Raw genomic sequence first — 14826 nt, 5'->3', positions numbered from 1 at the left:
ATTCTATTAAGTTATTGTATCGTCTCTCTTACTTTAGAAAAAGCAACTTGCAAATCTGTCTTAAGATCTTCGATATCCTCTAATCCTACAGATAATCGAATCAAATCCTGGGTTACTCCTGTGGACTGTTGTTGCTCATCCGTAAGTTGCTGGTGTGTTGTACTAGCCGGGTGAATGATCAATGATTTAGAATCTCCGATATTCGCCAGTAACGAAAAGATTTTAGTTTCGTTTGCCACAGTTTTTGCAGAATCGAACCCGCCTTTTACTCCAAAAGTGATAATTCCACTTTGTCCTTTAGGAAGATATTCTTTTGCTAAAGCATGGTACTCATCATCTTGTAAGCCTGGATATCGTACCCAGGTCACTTCGTCTTGTTCTTGTAACCATTGCGCCAGGGCTAAAGCATTTTCGCTATGCTTTTTAATTCTAATTTCTAGTGTTTCCAGCCCTTGAAGAATTTGAAATGCATTAAATGGGCTAAGTGCAGCCCCGTGATCTCTTAATCCTTCAATTCTCACTTTGGCAATAAACGCAGCTGCACCCAATGCCTCATGATATACCAGTCCGTGATAACCTGGAGAAGGTTCTGTAAATTCTGGAAACTTTCCGCTTGACCAATCAAAAGTACCTGCATCAATAATCACCCCTCCCAAAGAGGTACCGTTACCGCTTATGTATTTGGTTAAAGAATGAATTACAATATTGGCACCGTGCTCTATTGGGTTCAGCAAAGCAGGCGTAGCTACTGTATTATCCACAATCAAAGGTACTTTGTATGCCTTCGCTTCTGTTGAAATCGATTTCAGATCCAACACATCCAACTTTGGATTCCCCAAAGACTCCACAAAAAACACTCGAGTATTTTCTTGCACTGCATCCTTGAAATTTTTGGCATCAGACGGATCCACAAAAGTCGTAGTAATTCCAAACCTAGGTAGCGTAACATTCAATAAATTGTAGGTCCCTCCATACAAACTGCTGGACGCCACAATATGATCCCCTGCTTTCAACAAAGTCAACAACGTAGTATTGATGGCCGCAGTTCCTGAAGCGGTAACGACGGATGCAATACCCCCTTCTAAGGCTGCCAAGCGTTGCTCCAAAATATCATTGGTGGGATTATTTAATCGAGTGTAAATGAATCCCGGCTCGGAAAGGTTAAACAAATTAGCTGCATGATCTGCATTGTTAAATACATACGAGGTCGTTTGATAAATAGGAACTGCTCTTGTTCCACCATTCACAGTTACATCATGACCTGCATGTAAAGCTTCTGTTGCAAATTTTTGTGTGCTCATAATTTTCTACTTTAAATTTTAACGTTGATTTAAAATTCAAATACATCAAACACTCAAACACTATTGAGTAGATATAGAAAATTAAAAAGAAAGGATATTAGAATTACCTAAAATGGTAATTACATCGAGTTATCTTTTCCTGAATCTCAGGATAGAATTTAGCACCTTCTTTAATAGTTAAAGGGTTGCTAAGGTTTCATCGGGTCTATTCCCTCCACCTTTCTTAATAACTTACTAAAATGTATAAGAAACTTCGCAACAAAGCTAGTAATTATTTTGGAACTGCAATATGATCTCCAAAAAAATTATGAATTTTGAAAATATTCAATCATTGAATGTTACACATTGCAGAAGAATTAATGATTCGTTAAATACTTTTGCATATTGTCATTTTTTTTACCTTTGCCGAGATATTTTTGGAAATAGATTGTGTTAATTACAAGCACATAGACTTGTTTGCTAGGTTGCAAAAACACCTTACCAATACAACAAACTCACCTGATAATCGAAAGTTTATCACGATAGTTTCGTCTGAAGTATCTAAAACATACAAAACAACAAAGAATGGCATATTTATTTACCTCAGAGAGTGTATCTGAAGGACATCCAGATAAAGTAGCTGATCAAATAAGTGACGCTTTATTAGACAACTTTTTGGCTTTTGATCCAGAATCAAAAGTAGCTTGCGAAACTCTGGTAACTACAGGTCAGGTAGTTTTGGCCGGAGAAGTAAAATCCAATACCTATCTCGATGTACAACAAATTGCCAGAGATGTCATTAACAGAATAGGATACACCAAAGGTGCCTATCAATTTAGTGGAGATTCTTGTGGAGTAATTTCACTTATTCACGAGCAGTCTGAAGACATCAACCAAGGAGTTGACAGAGAAACAAAAGAAGAGCAAGGAGCTGGAGACCAAGGAATGATGTTTGGATATGCTTCTAAAGAAACTGCGAATTATATGCCGTTGGCTCTTGACATATCTCACAAAATTCTGATCGAACTTGCAAAACTAAGGAGAGAAGGGAACGAAATTCCTTACTTACGCCCTGACTCTAAAAGTCAGGTAACTATAGAGTATAGCGATGACAATGTCCCGCAACGTATTGTCGCTATTGTTGTGTCTACTCAACATGATGATTTTGACAATGATGATGATGTAATGTTATCCAAAATTAAAAAGGACATCGTATCCATTTTGATCCCAAGAGTTATTGCTCAGTTTCCGGAGCATATTCAAAAATTATTCAACGATGATATCGTATATCATATCAACCCTACCGGTAAATTTGTAATCGGTGGACCTCATGGAGATACTGGTCTTACGGGAAGAAAAATTATTGTAGATACTTACGGAGGTAAAGGTGCCCATGGTGGTGGTGCTTTCTCTGGAAAAGATCCTAGTAAAGTTGACCGATCTGCAGCCTACGCATCACGGCATATTGCTAAGAATCTAGTAGCCGCAGGAGTGGCCAAAGAAGTTTTGGTTCAGGTATCATATGCTATCGGTGTAGTAGAACCAACCTCAATTTTTGTAGACACTTACGGCACGAGTAATTTAGCACTTACTGATGGTGAAATAGCCGAGAAAGTAGGTCAAATTTTTGATATGCGTCCAGCAGCTATCGAAAGTCGTCTTAAGTTGCGTAACCCTATCTATCAGGAGACTGCTGCTTATGGACATATGGGTAAAGAACCTACAACAGTTACAAAGGTATTCAACAGCCCATATTCTGGTAATGTTGAACGAGAAGTTGAATTGTTCACTTGGGAGAAATTAGACTATGTAGAGGCCGTAAAAGAGGCTTTTAATATCTAGTTCACCGGACCTTTATAGCGCTTTATCGATTTAACACCTTATTGCAAAAAAATTGTGGTTTTTCCGCAGATAAAACTCATGTAATATTACTACTTTTACTGCGTTAATGGATAGATACATAAGGTTACTATTTCGGGGGAAATAACTTATGTATTTATAAAAGTTTATTACACTAATACCAGGGCAAATAGCTTTTGAAGTGTTTTATAAACGTGGAATAGGTTTACAAATTAAACGCACTACTAATTAAAATTCAGGGAAATGAAATTAAAAGCATTTTTAATGATCGCTTTTTGTTTTCTACTTGGCACTACATTTGGCCAGGAGTATAAAAACGATTTAACCTCGGTTAAAACTATCGATAATCAACTTCAGGATGAAGAATATAGCACAGATCAAGTTGCTGTAGATAGATTATTACTGACTACACCGGTTGAAAATATTACCGAAAAGGACAAACAGTTTTTTAGCAGAAGAGAATGGAAAAAAATTAAAAAGGAAATTCAGAAAAACAAAAAGAAAATTTTAGGAGAACAAAATAGCATTCATACGACCAAAGTGATGGATACTATTTTTCTTGACATACCTATCCATCCCAGACGTGAATCGCAGCTCTCAGGATGGTAGAGAAACAAATACAAATTACATAAAAAAAGGCCGCTTCGTTAGCGGCTTTTTTTATGCTATATGTTTTTAATGCTATTGTTGCATTTTTAGATAATAATCTACCGAATGTTTTCCTGAACCGTAAAACATAAAGAAAACACACAATAACAATATTACACTTGCTACTACAAGATTTGCAGGATTCATTTCTCCCAAAAAGTTGATCAGTACCGCTCCTATCAAAAGAGGAAGTTGAGCCGTTACAGACCATCTTGTTAATAACCCAAATGCGATCAAAACCCCTCCTATTAAATGAGCAGGAGCAACATAGTGAATAACAATCATTGAACCAGCAAGATTTTGAACCGGTTTAATTAAATCAACAAGAATTTGACCGTTACTGATGAAGTTTATTCCTTTGATGAATAAAAACACCCCAAGCGCAATTCTTAATAGGTCTATCGAATAATACGAATGAGCATTTGCCCATTTATTTAATGACTTTATTGTTGGCATAACAAAACAGTATTGATTAGACTAGTATAAGATACTGATTTTTAGACCAATAAAAAAGCGTTTATCCTTTTAAAGCATGCTTAAAAAAACGAACCGTTCTTACCAGATTACTTTTAATTACAGAAATTAGATCTAAGGAATAGGTATTAGCGGTTACTTTGGCATATGCTTGCTCCCACAAAGGATATAGCTTGGTTTTGATATCGTCTTCGTATCGATAATAATTCAACACCAATGCACAAATACCAATCATAAACAACAAAGCTCCAATAACAGCTTCTACAGGAGATAAATCATGATAGAAAAAGCGACTCAAACCTAATCCAAACCAGCTTCCGTAGAGCACAAAAAAATGAATGATATAAATAGAAAGTGTTTTACCTCCAATTTTATTAATCAATGGATGTTGCAGGTAATTTCTCAGTAACATAAACACCGAAAAAAGAACGAATACATTACCCAATCGGATAAACAAGAAATTATTGTAAGCTACTGCCTTAAAAACTCCTATTTTGGTAAAGTGATATATATCCATTAATACTGCTGAAGAATAATACATCAGAAAAACTCCTAAGCACAAAGAAATCAGAATACCGTAAACATAGAACATCTTATGGTCTTTGTACTTTAAAAACATTGTAGCGATAAAACTTCCAAAACAAACGTATCCAAACCAAGGAAATAAGGTAAAAACAGATCCATTTTTATTGGTGAAGTAGTTGGCTATGGTATCTGGCAAATAGGCCAACACGCAAGTATTATAAATAGGTTGCAAAAGAAAAACTATTATCCCAATACCTAATACGCCATATTTGAACGCGTATTGATTGGTTCTGCACGAAATCAAATACACTCCAATAAGTAACAATAGTGAAGTTCCTATGCACTGCAAAACATCTACATAAAAGAAAGAAGGATTAAGCGTTCCCTCTGCAAGAGCAAACAAACTAAGACGTAATAGATATCCCCAAAAAATAACTTTTACTGCTCTCTTTACTCCTTTTATAACTCTTGGGTTTTCTAATCCCGAGGTCTTTTGTTTGATTAACAAATAGGTAAAAATAAATCCTGTAATCGTAAAAAAAGTAGGTGCTGTCATCCCTCTCATATACTCCCAAATAGTATATGCAAGATTGTCTCTATCTCGATACACATCCTCTAGTAATGCATGAACAAAATGTCCTTGTAGCATCATAAGTATAGCAAAAGCACGGATTGCATCTAGAAAATGCAACCGCCCGGCTGGCTTGTTCATAAATATTGGTTTTGGTTAGTTACCCCGAAAACGTGTTTCGAGTTATATTATTGTTAAAAAAATGGCAAATGTAACTAAATAAATTGGTTTAAATATTGATAGTTAGTACTTTATAAAAAGACTTGTTTTCCTCCTAAGTCCTTTTATTATTGAAGGTTGCCGAAAAATCGACCAAAAAAATCAACTATATCTAATACTTTAAATGAAGTAGTTTGGCATTCTTATTGAAGCATTATCAACATAAAAATAAACCATCATGAAAATAGACAGCTACACCAAATTTTTACTAACCGTTATTGCAATTAGTCTTGTCATTATTGTTGTTCGGGATATCGAAATTATTCCAAAAGCATATGCCAACACAAGTACAAATAGCGCATATGGGATTATTCCTATTAACGAAGATGGATCAATTACTGTTCGATTAAGCAGTGCTGATGAAATTGATGTCAATATTAAAAACATCGACACCTATGATAAGCTAAGAGTGGATATCAATGACATAAGTACGCAAGACGAGCTTCCGATTAACCTTGAAGAAATAGGAGGATATCCCGTGTCGAGCGGAGGACCTATAAAAGTAAAACTGCAGCAATAACCTAGCTATCGCTGCAACTTCTATAACTATCACAGATTGTATTTTATACTCAGAATCCAATACCTTGGCTGTACCATATAACTAGAGGTACTATTGAACAATTCATTAAAACTATCTCTATTGATACTATCGATATCCAAAAGGTTGGTAACCGAAAACTTATACTCCCATTTGCTATCTGGTTTTTGGTAAAACAAATCTGCATCCCAAAAGCTATATTCGTTAAGTGTGGTTTGTGTATCTCTGTAGTTATAGTAACTATAGGAGGACTTTAGTAAGAAGCCTTTTGCAAAAGACCAATCTAATCTCGCAAATGGTCGGCTGGTATAAAATGTACTTTGCGCTCCATTATTATCATAATCATTAACGGTAATGCTGTATCCAAGGTCAAAATTTGGACCTTTTTTGAAGTTGGTAGACCATTCTGTACTATAATTCTGAGTCAAACTTATACTTTCACTAGGCAATGTATTGACTACATTATTAAAACTGGACCATCCTACACGAGCACTTAGTGTTCCTTTTATTTTACCAAAACTTCTACTAAAGTTTCCAACAGCATTGAAAACCTGATCCGCTAAATTGGAATTCACAGGAGTTTCTACACGATTAATCCCTGAAAAAACACTATTGTTTTTGATAGGGTTACGTCGATTGCTGTAGCTAATCCGAGCAAAAACATTGGTGTAATTAAACATATTAAAACTAAAATAGTTCAAAGAAAAATTGTCGTACAATGCATTGTCCAAATTTCTATTTCCTCTGAACAAAGAGTTGTAATTATTAAACACAAACCCTTCTGCTAATCGATTTACATCCGTATATTCTGCCGTAATTGAGTAATTAAATCGTAAACTTTCACTTTTCTTGAATTGAGCCAGTGCAAAAAAATCAGGCAACACCAACCATTCGTCCTGTTCTAATGTTGTACCTAGTTGTTCATCCTTAAGTCTATAATTATGCAAGCTAACCCCAGGATTGAAGGTGAATATCCCAGTAATAAATTTATAATGCATGCTGGCAAAAATATCTGTGAAGTTATAGGTTACATCATTATTAAAATCCTCATCACCAAAAGTAACCGTATCCTCGTTGTCTAACACCTGAAAGATACTGGAATCAAAATTTTGTGTACTAGCAATAGATCCCAATGTAAAATTAAGATTGCTTTTTTTATTTAACACATAATAATAGTCTAGTTTGGCATCAAATTTACTAGTAACCACCTGTTTATCTTGGTTTATACTGTAGCGGTCTGCCTCCTGAAGGGGATCAAATGTATCCAATGATGGATCTGTTGGATCATTAATTTCTGTAAAAACTCCTCTGAAAGGAATTTCATCCCGTATAGCGTTATAAAAAGGATCTTCATCCTGATATAAATGCTGGGCCTCTAGAGAGAATATATTCTTCTCGTTAAGCGTGTAGTACGCATTTACATTTTGCTGTATCGAAAAAGGAGTGTTTTCTAATTGCTCCTCTATATTTTCTGAAACATCGGATCGTACTGATAAAAAATCCCCTACTTCCTCTTGACTAGAAAGCTTTCCGAACATATCATAATCCAATCTGAAATTTGCATCGGGTTTATATACAGCGCTTAGCTTTAGCAATCCCAATTTGTTTTCTTGAGTAGTATTATCAAAAGTTTCTTCTACCACATTATCTGTCGGATCTGGGGTATCATCAATATATACTCTTCTGGTATTGGTCACAAAATCAGTTTCTGTATCGCTCACAATACCATATCCACTAATATCCAATGTTTTGCTAGCAGTAAGATTAAAATTTGCTGCTCCAAATTTGGTATTGATATCATTGGCTCTGTTATCCTGTAATGTAGCAAAGGCCAAATCATCTGAGGAAACGGTAAATGTAGTTCCTCCTCTACCCAGATTTCTAAAACCTCCTGTAAAATTAAAATAATCTCTTCTTGTAAAAGGGACCTCTCCAATATCATTAAAATCGGTAATAATATTGATACTGTATTTGGGACTGTAATAGAACAATTTGGGCTTCACAATGTATCGCTCGGTCTCTCCTACTCCTGATCCAGCTTGTACATCCCCGAACCAAAAATTCTTCTTTCCTTCCTTCAATTTGATATTAATTGCGATCTGATCGTCAGAATTTCTTAACCCTCTCATTTGACTTACATCCTCATAATTCCTGAGCACCTCAACTTTATCCAAAGCATCTGCTGGTATATTTTTGGTTGCCAATTTTGAATCCCCATCAAAGAAATCCTTTCCTTCTACCATTACCTTTGAAACCGTTTTTCCTTCGACCTCTATTTCCCCATCTTCATTTACCTCAACTCCTGGGAGTTTTTCTAAGACATCCCCTAGTTTTTTTTCAGTTCCCGTAGTAAAAGAGTCCGCATTATAGACCAAGGTATCCCCTTTTACTACAACAGGCATTTCATACACCAGTTCTACCTCATCCAGGCTGTTTTCGTCAGGTTTCATTTCAAAATCAATAGAAACATCTTGTTCAGATACGGTAAATGATTTTGCTTCTGAAGAAAACCCAATAAAACTGACTCTTAAAAGATACGTATCGTTTTGAGGCACATTGACTTTATAAACCCCTTTGTCGTTGGTGATCCCGTAAGCAATCATCACATTGGTGTCTTTTTTATAGGCGATTACATTTGCCATTTCTAATGGATTACCAACAGAATCCTTTACCACACCGGTAATTTGTACTTTTTGGGCATTAGTTACCAGTGTTATTCCTAAAAGGAATAGCATAAACATTGTATTTTTAAACATGCTAGATTTTCTTTTTGTAAGCGATAAATAATTTAATTTCTCCCTCTTCTTCCGAAATTTCCTCCTCTTTGCGTGCTAAACTGATCAATCATTTCTTCGACCTTTTTTTGGGTGATCGCATTATATGCTTCTTGAGAGAGTTCTTTTCCTTTTTTAGGTCTTTTGATAGGCTCCATTTCATTGTTGCTTAGTACAATTTTATTACACAAAAGAACGGTACGTCCTTCTTGTACTTCCAATATCAACCCTGGCAATCCCCAATAGCTCCCCGGACCAGTACTAATTGGTATTTCGGGAGTATACCAGGCAACAATTTCAATTTCTTTGGGCGGTTTTTTTCGATCAGGCATAGCATTGTCAACCTTTGCCCCTTCTGATTTTTCTCTCATTTGCCTGGCCTTTCTTCTTATACTTCGCCAATCCATGATTTCCTCTACCTTCTTGGTGGTTACCGCTTTAAAACAAGTATAGTTTCCAATTTTTTTGGTTTCATTTTTCAATACCCAATCTATCGGTTGTAATGAATCTACAATCAAAAAATTCTTACCATAAAATTCCCGCTGGTCATGGTATATTCCTTCCCCATTATTTTTATAATAGTTATCCGAAGTAAATCCAGACATCATTGCCCGGAATCTACCACCTCCTGGTTCTGCTCCAACTGTGGTTTCCAGCTTTTCTTCTTCGGTATACAAGGAAGCTTCTTTATTGAACGTAAGCACAAAAATGCGCTCTGAGGCTGATTTCATTCTTTCTCCTATCATTTTCTTTTGATCTTCGGACAACTGACGGTTACCAAAATTGAGATCCACTTTAGTTTTACTGAAATAATACGCTTTTCCTTGAAATTGCTGTGCCGAGGTAAGGGTAGAGATCAATAAAACACCTAAATAGAGTATGCTTGTTTTCATTGTGAGTAGATTTTAAAGTTCTATGACCCTTAAAACCAAAACAGGTTTAATTCAAAAAAGTTAATTAATTCATAAAACTAAATACTACAATAATCGTTTCAGTAAAATCGTCACCTGTTCTACTTCTTCTGACCTTTTCTTTTTGACTTTTAATGTCACCTTTTCCTGATCTTTTCTAAGATGATTTCGCCAAATGCTCAAATCTTTACCAGTATACTCATTGATTGCCAATAACTCATCTCCTTCTCTAATTCCTAATCTATATGCTTCACTATTTTCGATTACATGCCCAATGATTATCTGATTCCCTACCCGTTTGATACTAATACCACTCATCGGAAAATAAAATGGTTTTTTGAATGTAGCATTGGGTTTGAAATACCATATCTTGTCTTGATAATCCAATATCATATTGAAGCGGTTGATAATTTTTGCCCCCAAAATACCATCATAGGCACTTGATCCAGATACTCCTGTCTTTGTTTCTGAAATGTCGATTGGCAAATCCAAAAAATCATTATTGGCAATACTCAGTTTTTGAGCAGCTCCTATGGTAAACGTGGATGTTTTGGTAAGCCCTCTGGCTTTGGCAGTAATTGTTTTACCCGTTCTACTTTTAATATTGTTTTTCTTGGCAAAAGGTGTATTAAATGCAACCGTAAGATTAGCTCCACTATCAAAAAGAAAACTCCCGCTCTCTGTCGATCCATCTTTCAATACAAAATCTACTTCTATTTGTGGTATAGGTCCTCTTTTGAACTGTAATGGTAATTCTTGATACGTATTGCGATCAGGGATTTCCTTTGAAGAGGTGTATAATTTGATCGTATGCGTCTCAAAATCCATTTGCGTAACAAACTTTTTCAAGACATCATACCCAATAATCCCCTCTAGTCGGGTTCCTGTACGCTGAGCAAGTTCTTTTAAATCTACCAATACCAAATTCACATTCTGAAATTTGATGTTTTCTATGGTTATCGATTGACCTGTTGCGATTTGATATACTTCAGACCCGTTAGCTCCTCGAGTATTCTGAGAATAATTAGATTGAATCCCTAATCTTTTTGCGACCTCACTGTCCAAAACCGCTGTAGATGCACCTGTATCAAAAACAAAATGCAAGGGCTCCTGATGCTGATTCACTTTAACCTTAATAAAAACCAACTCCTTGTCTTCAAAAGGTATTGTTGCCACTTGAGCCTGTAACAAAGACCCAAAACATAATATGATGATTAGAAAAAACCTGTTCATTTTTGATTGATTTTTGATGATTATCCGCGCACTCTAATTTGAAAACTATTCTCCCCTCCTCTTGGCACTCGATCTTGCATTTCCTTTATTTTCTTCTCCATGATTTCTTCGAACTTGTCTTCGGTAACTATTTTGCCTTTTTCGGGAGCGCTAATTGCTATTTTTTTCTTTGGGTTTAATACTATTTTATTACACAATATACGAGCATTCCCGTCACTTACCTCCATAATTAACCCTGGCAAACCCCAATAAGTAGAAGGACCACTATTCACAGGGATCTCAGGAGTGTACCACGCCACTATGGTTACTTCTTCTGTTTTGGGCTCGGATGTATTCTCTTCACTATTAATACTAACACTTCGTTGTGTCTGTACGGTTCTTGTGGCAGTGGCTTTGTAACAGGTATAATTTCCTATTTTTTTGGTTTCATCCTCAAGTTTCCAATCATAAGAAGTAAGGGCATCTTTTACCAAAAAAGCTTTTCCAAACATTTCTCTTTTTGCCGCATACTTTTTTCTTTACTATTCTTATACAAGATATCTGAGCTTTGAGATCCTGCCACCATTATCCGTACTCCGGGAGTTGAAGCGGTTGGGTTTAAGGTTTGTTCTTCCTTGTATACCGATTCATTAGTATTAAATCGTAAGGTATACTCTTTTTGAAATTGCTTACGCATCATTTCTTGTATCTGATTTTGCATTTCAGAATTTACACGTGTACTATCTAATTGAATGTCCATTTTTCGATCTGAACTATAGGTAGCAACCCCTTGAAAATCCTGAGCGGACACACTCTTTATTACAAAAAGCACTAGTAAAACTATAAGTCGTAACATAATTATATTTTTATGATTATTTCTGCAACAAAGATCAGTATTGAGCTTCATTCCTTGCGTTAAGCAGTGTTAACGAGTGTTAACCGATTCGTTGAATCCCCAAAGAGTGTATTACATTTGAAGTATGAGAAAAAGAAACTACAAAATCATTCTTTACTTTATCACAAGTGTTATCCTAATTACACTTGGTATTCAAGTGTATTGGAACTATAAGAATTATCAAGCATCCAAACAGCAATTGATCAACGAAGTTCAAATTAGCCTGGATAACGCGGTAGATGAATATTTTACCGAACTAGCCAAAGAAAATGCAGTTTTTATTATGCATGATACCATGATTGGAAGAACCGTGAGAAATCTTCATAAAATGGATAAAGACTTTATCGCTCATAGCAGCTTTAAAAGAATTGATTCTTTCAAAATTAATAAGGACACCAAAATCTCTATCGTAAAAGACTCTAATATGCAGAGTATACATATTGTAAAGGGACCTGACTTAACCAAAGATCAAGTCGTACAACAACAAAAAGATATCCTTTTACACCTTACGCAACGTCAGGAAGACTCTATACCTCAAAATCAGGATAGTATCATAAAGGTTATTAGCGGTTTAGCTTCAAAAGCAATTGTTTCTATTACGCAAGATTCGTTAAAATTGGGAAAAATTAATGAGTTGGTTCAAAAAGAATTACATCGAAAAAACATCAACATAGATTATGGTTTACGGTTTACAAATCCTTTTGGAGAGAAAACCGAAATTGACGAAAACATTATTAAAACTGCCGTTTTACAAACCAAATCAAAATCTTCTTTCTTGCGTCGACTCAGCTCATTAGAATTGTTTTTCACCAATGAGCGATTAACCATATTTAAGAAAAACCTTGGAGGTATCTTACTATCTTTTGTTTTGGTAGCTAGCGTAATTGGATGTTTATTATTTCTTTTACGTATCATCAACCAACAAAAGCAATTGGCAGAACTCAAAAATGATTTAATAAGCAATATTACACACGAATTTAAAACTCCCATTGCCACCATTAGTGCTGCGCTTGAGGCTATTCAGAATTTTAATACCAATAACGATCCTGAGAAAACCAAAAAATATGTCGAAATGTCCTCTAATCAACTAGGGCGATTAAATACCATGGTTGAAAAAATACTGGAAACAGCAACTCTGGATAGTGAAGAATTGCAGCTTAAGTTGGAGGAAATGGATTTGATAACCATTCTTAAAAACGCAGTGGAGAAAAATATGGCGACGATTTCAGAAGAGAAAACAATTACATTTGACACCAATACTGAAAAAACTATGGTAAACATCGATGTTTTTCATTTTGAAAATGCGATCAACAATATCATAGACAACGCAATTAAGTATGGAGGAAACCAGATACATGTTGCTGTAAAAAAAGCAAAAAATAACCTTACCATAGAGGTTATAGATGATGGGACTTCATTATCCAAAATCCATAAGGAAAAGATTTTTGATAAGTTCTATCGTGTTCCCAAAGGAAATACCCATGATGTAAAAGGGTTTGGCATTGGATTATTTTATACCAAAACCATTATCGAAAAACATGGTGGAACCATACAGTTATCCCTAGATAATAACCAAACCAATTTTAAAATCAACTTACCAAATGGCTGAAATTATCGATATACTATTGGCAGAAGATGAACCTTCATTAGGTTTGATTATCAAAGAAAGTTTGGAAACGAGAAACTTTCAGGTTCATTTGGCAAAAGACGGAAAAGAAGCTTTCGAACTCTACAAAAGCATTGATCCCAAACTTTTGGTTTTAGATGTGATGATGCCCAAAAAGGATGGTTTTACTTTGGCTAAAGAAATTAGAGAGGAAGACGAAACGATTCCTATTATTTTCTTGACGGCAAAATCACAGACACAAGATGTGGTAGAAGGATTTACCATTGGAGGAAATGATTACCTGAAGAAGCCTTTTAGTATGGAAGAATTGATTGTGAGGATCAATAACCTGCTGCAGAGAACTCGAATTCAAAAGAAAGCCGAAATTATTAGTGTAGGAGCATATACCTTTAATTTCCCTAAGCAACAATTGCAATTTAAAGAAGAGGAACCGTCTCTTCTAACACATAGAGAAGCCCATCTTCTTTTTCATCTTATTAAAAACAAAAATCAAGTTCTGGATCGTTCCTTAATCCTTAAAAAGTTATGGGGAGACGATGACTTTTTCAATGGAAGAAGTATGGATGTATTTATCACCAAACTCCGTAAAAAACTAAAAAAGGACGAATCGATCCAGATCCTTAATGTTCGCGGATATGGGTACAAGCTAATTTGCTAAGCCTGTTGCCATATTCGTAATTTTATCTAAAGCACCGGTAACCTTAGTCAGTACCTCATCCTTGTCTGTAATATCATGACGGTTTTGTAAATACTTTGGATCGTTGTAAGATACATTCACCGTGCCCTCTTCATCTTGCCATACCAAAATCTTTTGTGGCAAATCTAACCCAGTAGTTTGTGAAGTTTGCATAAGTGGAGTTCCTAATCTTGGATTACCAAACAAAATGATACGTGTAGGCCTTAATTCTAAATCAACAGAAGCTGCATTTTTTTGATGATCCAGCTCGGCAATGATTTTCAAATTGGGATTATTAGTAATGATATCTTTTAATGATGCATAAGTCTCTTCAAAACTCTTATTGCTTTTTTTGGTAATTACACCTTGTTGTGCTTGTATTTCCATTTGTTGTTCTGTTGTTGTTTGTGCTTCCTTAGACGTTTCATTCGGCACTTGATTACAAGCTATCAACATAAAAAAGAAGGGGAGGAAATAATATTTTACAAACTTCATAACAAAATTACTTTTTATCTAAAGATACTGCAAAATAGAAGACAGATTGTTAATCCTATTATAAAGATGATAAAGAATAGCAGATTTTTATGAAAGCCTTCTTTTATCAAGTTTTGTAAAA

General features: G+C 35.3%; 14 protein-coding genes and 1 riboswitch. Of the genes, 5 read left to right on the top strand and 9 right to left on the bottom strand.

Annotation, left to right across the window (positions count from 1 at the left end):
• Window positions 1-11: 11 nt before the first annotated feature.
• The gene (locus AC0L3Q_RS04615) at window positions 12-1301 is read right to left on the bottom strand and encodes an O-acetylhomoserine aminocarboxypropyltransferase/cysteine synthase family protein (protein WP_473285516.1); all 1290 of its coding nucleotides are present in this window, start codon (window positions 1299-1301) and stop codon (window positions 12-14) included.
• Window positions 1302-1427: 126 nt separating this feature from the next.
• A riboswitch (SAM riboswitch) is annotated at window positions 1428-1534 on the bottom strand.
• A 331-nt stretch (window positions 1535-1865) separates the two neighbouring features.
• Here AC0L3Q_RS04615 and metK point away from each other — a divergent pair.
• Together metK and AC0L3Q_RS04605 are read left to right on the top strand one after the other, a co-directional pair.
• Entirely contained in the window at window positions 1866-3122 is a 1257-nt protein-coding gene (gene metK / locus AC0L3Q_RS04610; RefSeq protein ID WP_473285515.1) for a methionine adenosyltransferase, read from the top strand.
• A gap of 261 nt (window positions 3123-3383) precedes the next feature.
• Window positions 3384-3749: a hypothetical protein gene (locus tag AC0L3Q_RS04605; protein ID WP_473285514.1), complete on the top strand. Its 366-nt coding sequence runs from the start codon at window positions 3384-3386 to the stop codon at window positions 3747-3749.
• Between the two features lie 72 nt (window positions 3750-3821).
• On the opposite strand, the gene AC0L3Q_RS04600 is transcribed toward AC0L3Q_RS04605, so the two are convergent.
• Window positions 3822-4244, bottom strand: coding sequence for a DoxX family protein (locus AC0L3Q_RS04600; RefSeq protein ID WP_473285513.1), 423 nt, complete (start codon window positions 4242-4244; stop codon window positions 3822-3824).
• A gap of 61 nt (window positions 4245-4305) precedes the next feature.
• Window positions 4306-5499 (bottom strand): heparan-alpha-glucosaminide N-acetyltransferase domain-containing protein, encoded by a 1194-nt coding sequence (locus AC0L3Q_RS04595; RefSeq protein ID WP_473285512.1) that lies wholly within the window; start codon window positions 5497-5499, stop codon window positions 4306-4308.
• Between the two features lie 256 nt (window positions 5500-5755).
• Between AC0L3Q_RS04595 and AC0L3Q_RS04590 the strand changes: the two genes are divergently transcribed.
• Window positions 5756-6097 (top strand): hypothetical protein, encoded by a 342-nt coding sequence (locus AC0L3Q_RS04590; protein ID WP_473285511.1) that lies wholly within the window; start codon window positions 5756-5758, stop codon window positions 6095-6097.
• A gap of 29 nt (window positions 6098-6126) precedes the next feature.
• Here the strand turns inward: AC0L3Q_RS04590 and AC0L3Q_RS04585 are convergent, their stop codons facing one another.
• From AC0L3Q_RS04585 to AC0L3Q_RS04565, 5 genes are all read right to left on the bottom strand, one after another.
• A complete protein-coding gene (locus AC0L3Q_RS04585; protein ID WP_473285510.1) occupies window positions 6127-8850 on the bottom strand; it encodes a carboxypeptidase-like regulatory domain-containing protein in 2724 nt (907 codons plus the stop codon).
• Between the two features lie 53 nt (window positions 8851-8903).
• Window positions 8904-9782, bottom strand: a complete 879-nt coding sequence (locus AC0L3Q_RS04580) for a GLPGLI family protein (protein ID WP_473285509.1) — start codon at window positions 9780-9782, stop codon at window positions 8904-8906.
• A gap of 84 nt (window positions 9783-9866) precedes the next feature.
• Complete coding sequence (locus AC0L3Q_RS04575) at window positions 9867-11033, bottom strand: aspartyl protease family protein (protein WP_473285508.1); 1167 nt, start codon at window positions 11031-11033, stop codon at window positions 9867-9869.
• Window positions 11034-11053: 20 nt separating this feature from the next.
• The gene (locus AC0L3Q_RS04570; protein ID WP_473285507.1) at window positions 11054-11524 is read right to left on the bottom strand and encodes a GLPGLI family protein; all 471 of its coding nucleotides are present in this window, start codon (window positions 11522-11524) and stop codon (window positions 11054-11056) included.
• On the bottom strand, window positions 11500-11868 hold the full coding sequence (locus AC0L3Q_RS04565) for a hypothetical protein (protein WP_473285506.1): 369 nt from the start codon (window positions 11866-11868) through the stop codon (window positions 11500-11502). Before AC0L3Q_RS04565 ends, AC0L3Q_RS04570 begins: the two co-directional genes overlap by 25 nt.
• Before the next feature lie 124 nt (window positions 11869-11992).
• On the opposite strand from AC0L3Q_RS04565, the gene AC0L3Q_RS04560 reads away from it, so the two are divergent.
• Window positions 11993-13516 (top strand): sensor histidine kinase, encoded by a 1524-nt coding sequence (locus AC0L3Q_RS04560; protein ID WP_473285505.1) that lies wholly within the window; start codon window positions 11993-11995, stop codon window positions 13514-13516.
• Window positions 13509-14192, top strand: coding sequence for a response regulator transcription factor (locus tag AC0L3Q_RS04555; protein ID WP_473285504.1), 684 nt, complete (start codon window positions 13509-13511; stop codon window positions 14190-14192). Before AC0L3Q_RS04560 ends, AC0L3Q_RS04555 begins: the two co-directional genes overlap by 8 nt.
• On the opposite strand, the gene AC0L3Q_RS04550 is transcribed toward AC0L3Q_RS04555, so the two are convergent.
• Window positions 14181-14705, bottom strand: a complete 525-nt coding sequence (locus AC0L3Q_RS04550; protein ID WP_473285503.1) for a DUF302 domain-containing protein — start codon at window positions 14703-14705, stop codon at window positions 14181-14183. The genes AC0L3Q_RS04555 and AC0L3Q_RS04550 overlap by 12 nt on opposite strands.
• Window positions 14706-14826: the final 121 nt, after the last annotated feature.

It is taken from the genome of Aquimarina sp. KJ22-3, from assembly GCF_055808215.1.
This window is presented reverse-complemented; position numbering and strand designations above follow the sequence as displayed.

Excerpts from the sequence above, each read along its gene's own strand:
- AC0L3Q_RS04580 (WP_473285509.1), bottom strand. The coding sequence starts at position 9,782 with ATGAAAACAAGCATACTCTATTTAGGTGTTTTATTGATCTCTACCCTT.
- AC0L3Q_RS04575 (WP_473285508.1), bottom strand. The coding sequence starts at position 11,033 with ATGAACAGGTTTTTTCTAATCATCATATTATGTTTTGGGTCTTTGTTA.
- AC0L3Q_RS04555 (WP_473285504.1), top strand. The coding sequence starts at position 13,509 with ATGGCTGAAATTATCGATATACTATTGGCAGAAGATGAACCTTCATTA.
- AC0L3Q_RS04570 (WP_473285507.1), bottom strand. The coding sequence starts at position 11,524 with ATGTTTGGAAAAGCTTTTTTGGTAAAAGATGCCCTTACTTCTTATGAT.
- AC0L3Q_RS04590 (WP_473285511.1), top strand. The coding sequence starts at position 5,756 with ATGAAAATAGACAGCTACACCAAATTTTTACTAACCGTTATTGCAATT.
- AC0L3Q_RS04595 (WP_473285512.1), bottom strand. The coding sequence starts at position 5,499 with ATGAACAAGCCAGCCGGGCGGTTGCATTTTCTAGATGCAATCCGTGCT.
- AC0L3Q_RS04560 (WP_473285505.1), top strand. The coding sequence starts at position 11,993 with ATGAGAAAAAGAAACTACAAAATCATTCTTTACTTTATCACAAGTGTT.
- AC0L3Q_RS04600 (WP_473285513.1), bottom strand. The coding sequence starts at position 4,244 with ATGCCAACAATAAAGTCATTAAATAAATGGGCAAATGCTCATTCGTAT.
- AC0L3Q_RS04585 (WP_473285510.1), bottom strand. The coding sequence starts at position 8,850 with ATGCTATTCCTTTTAGGAATAACACTGGTAACTAATGCCCAAAAAGTA.
- AC0L3Q_RS04615 (WP_473285516.1), bottom strand. The coding sequence starts at position 1,301 with ATGAGCACACAAAAATTTGCAACAGAAGCTTTACATGCAGGTCATGAT.
- metK (WP_473285515.1), top strand. The coding sequence starts at position 1,866 with ATGGCATATTTATTTACCTCAGAGAGTGTATCTGAAGGACATCCAGAT.
- AC0L3Q_RS04605 (WP_473285514.1), top strand. The coding sequence starts at position 3,384 with ATGAAATTAAAAGCATTTTTAATGATCGCTTTTTGTTTTCTACTTGGC.
- AC0L3Q_RS04550 (WP_473285503.1), bottom strand. The coding sequence starts at position 14,705 with ATGAAGTTTGTAAAATATTATTTCCTCCCCTTCTTTTTTATGTTGATA.
- AC0L3Q_RS04565 (WP_473285506.1), bottom strand. The coding sequence starts at position 11,868 with ATGTTACGACTTATAGTTTTACTAGTGCTTTTTGTAATAAAGAGTGTG.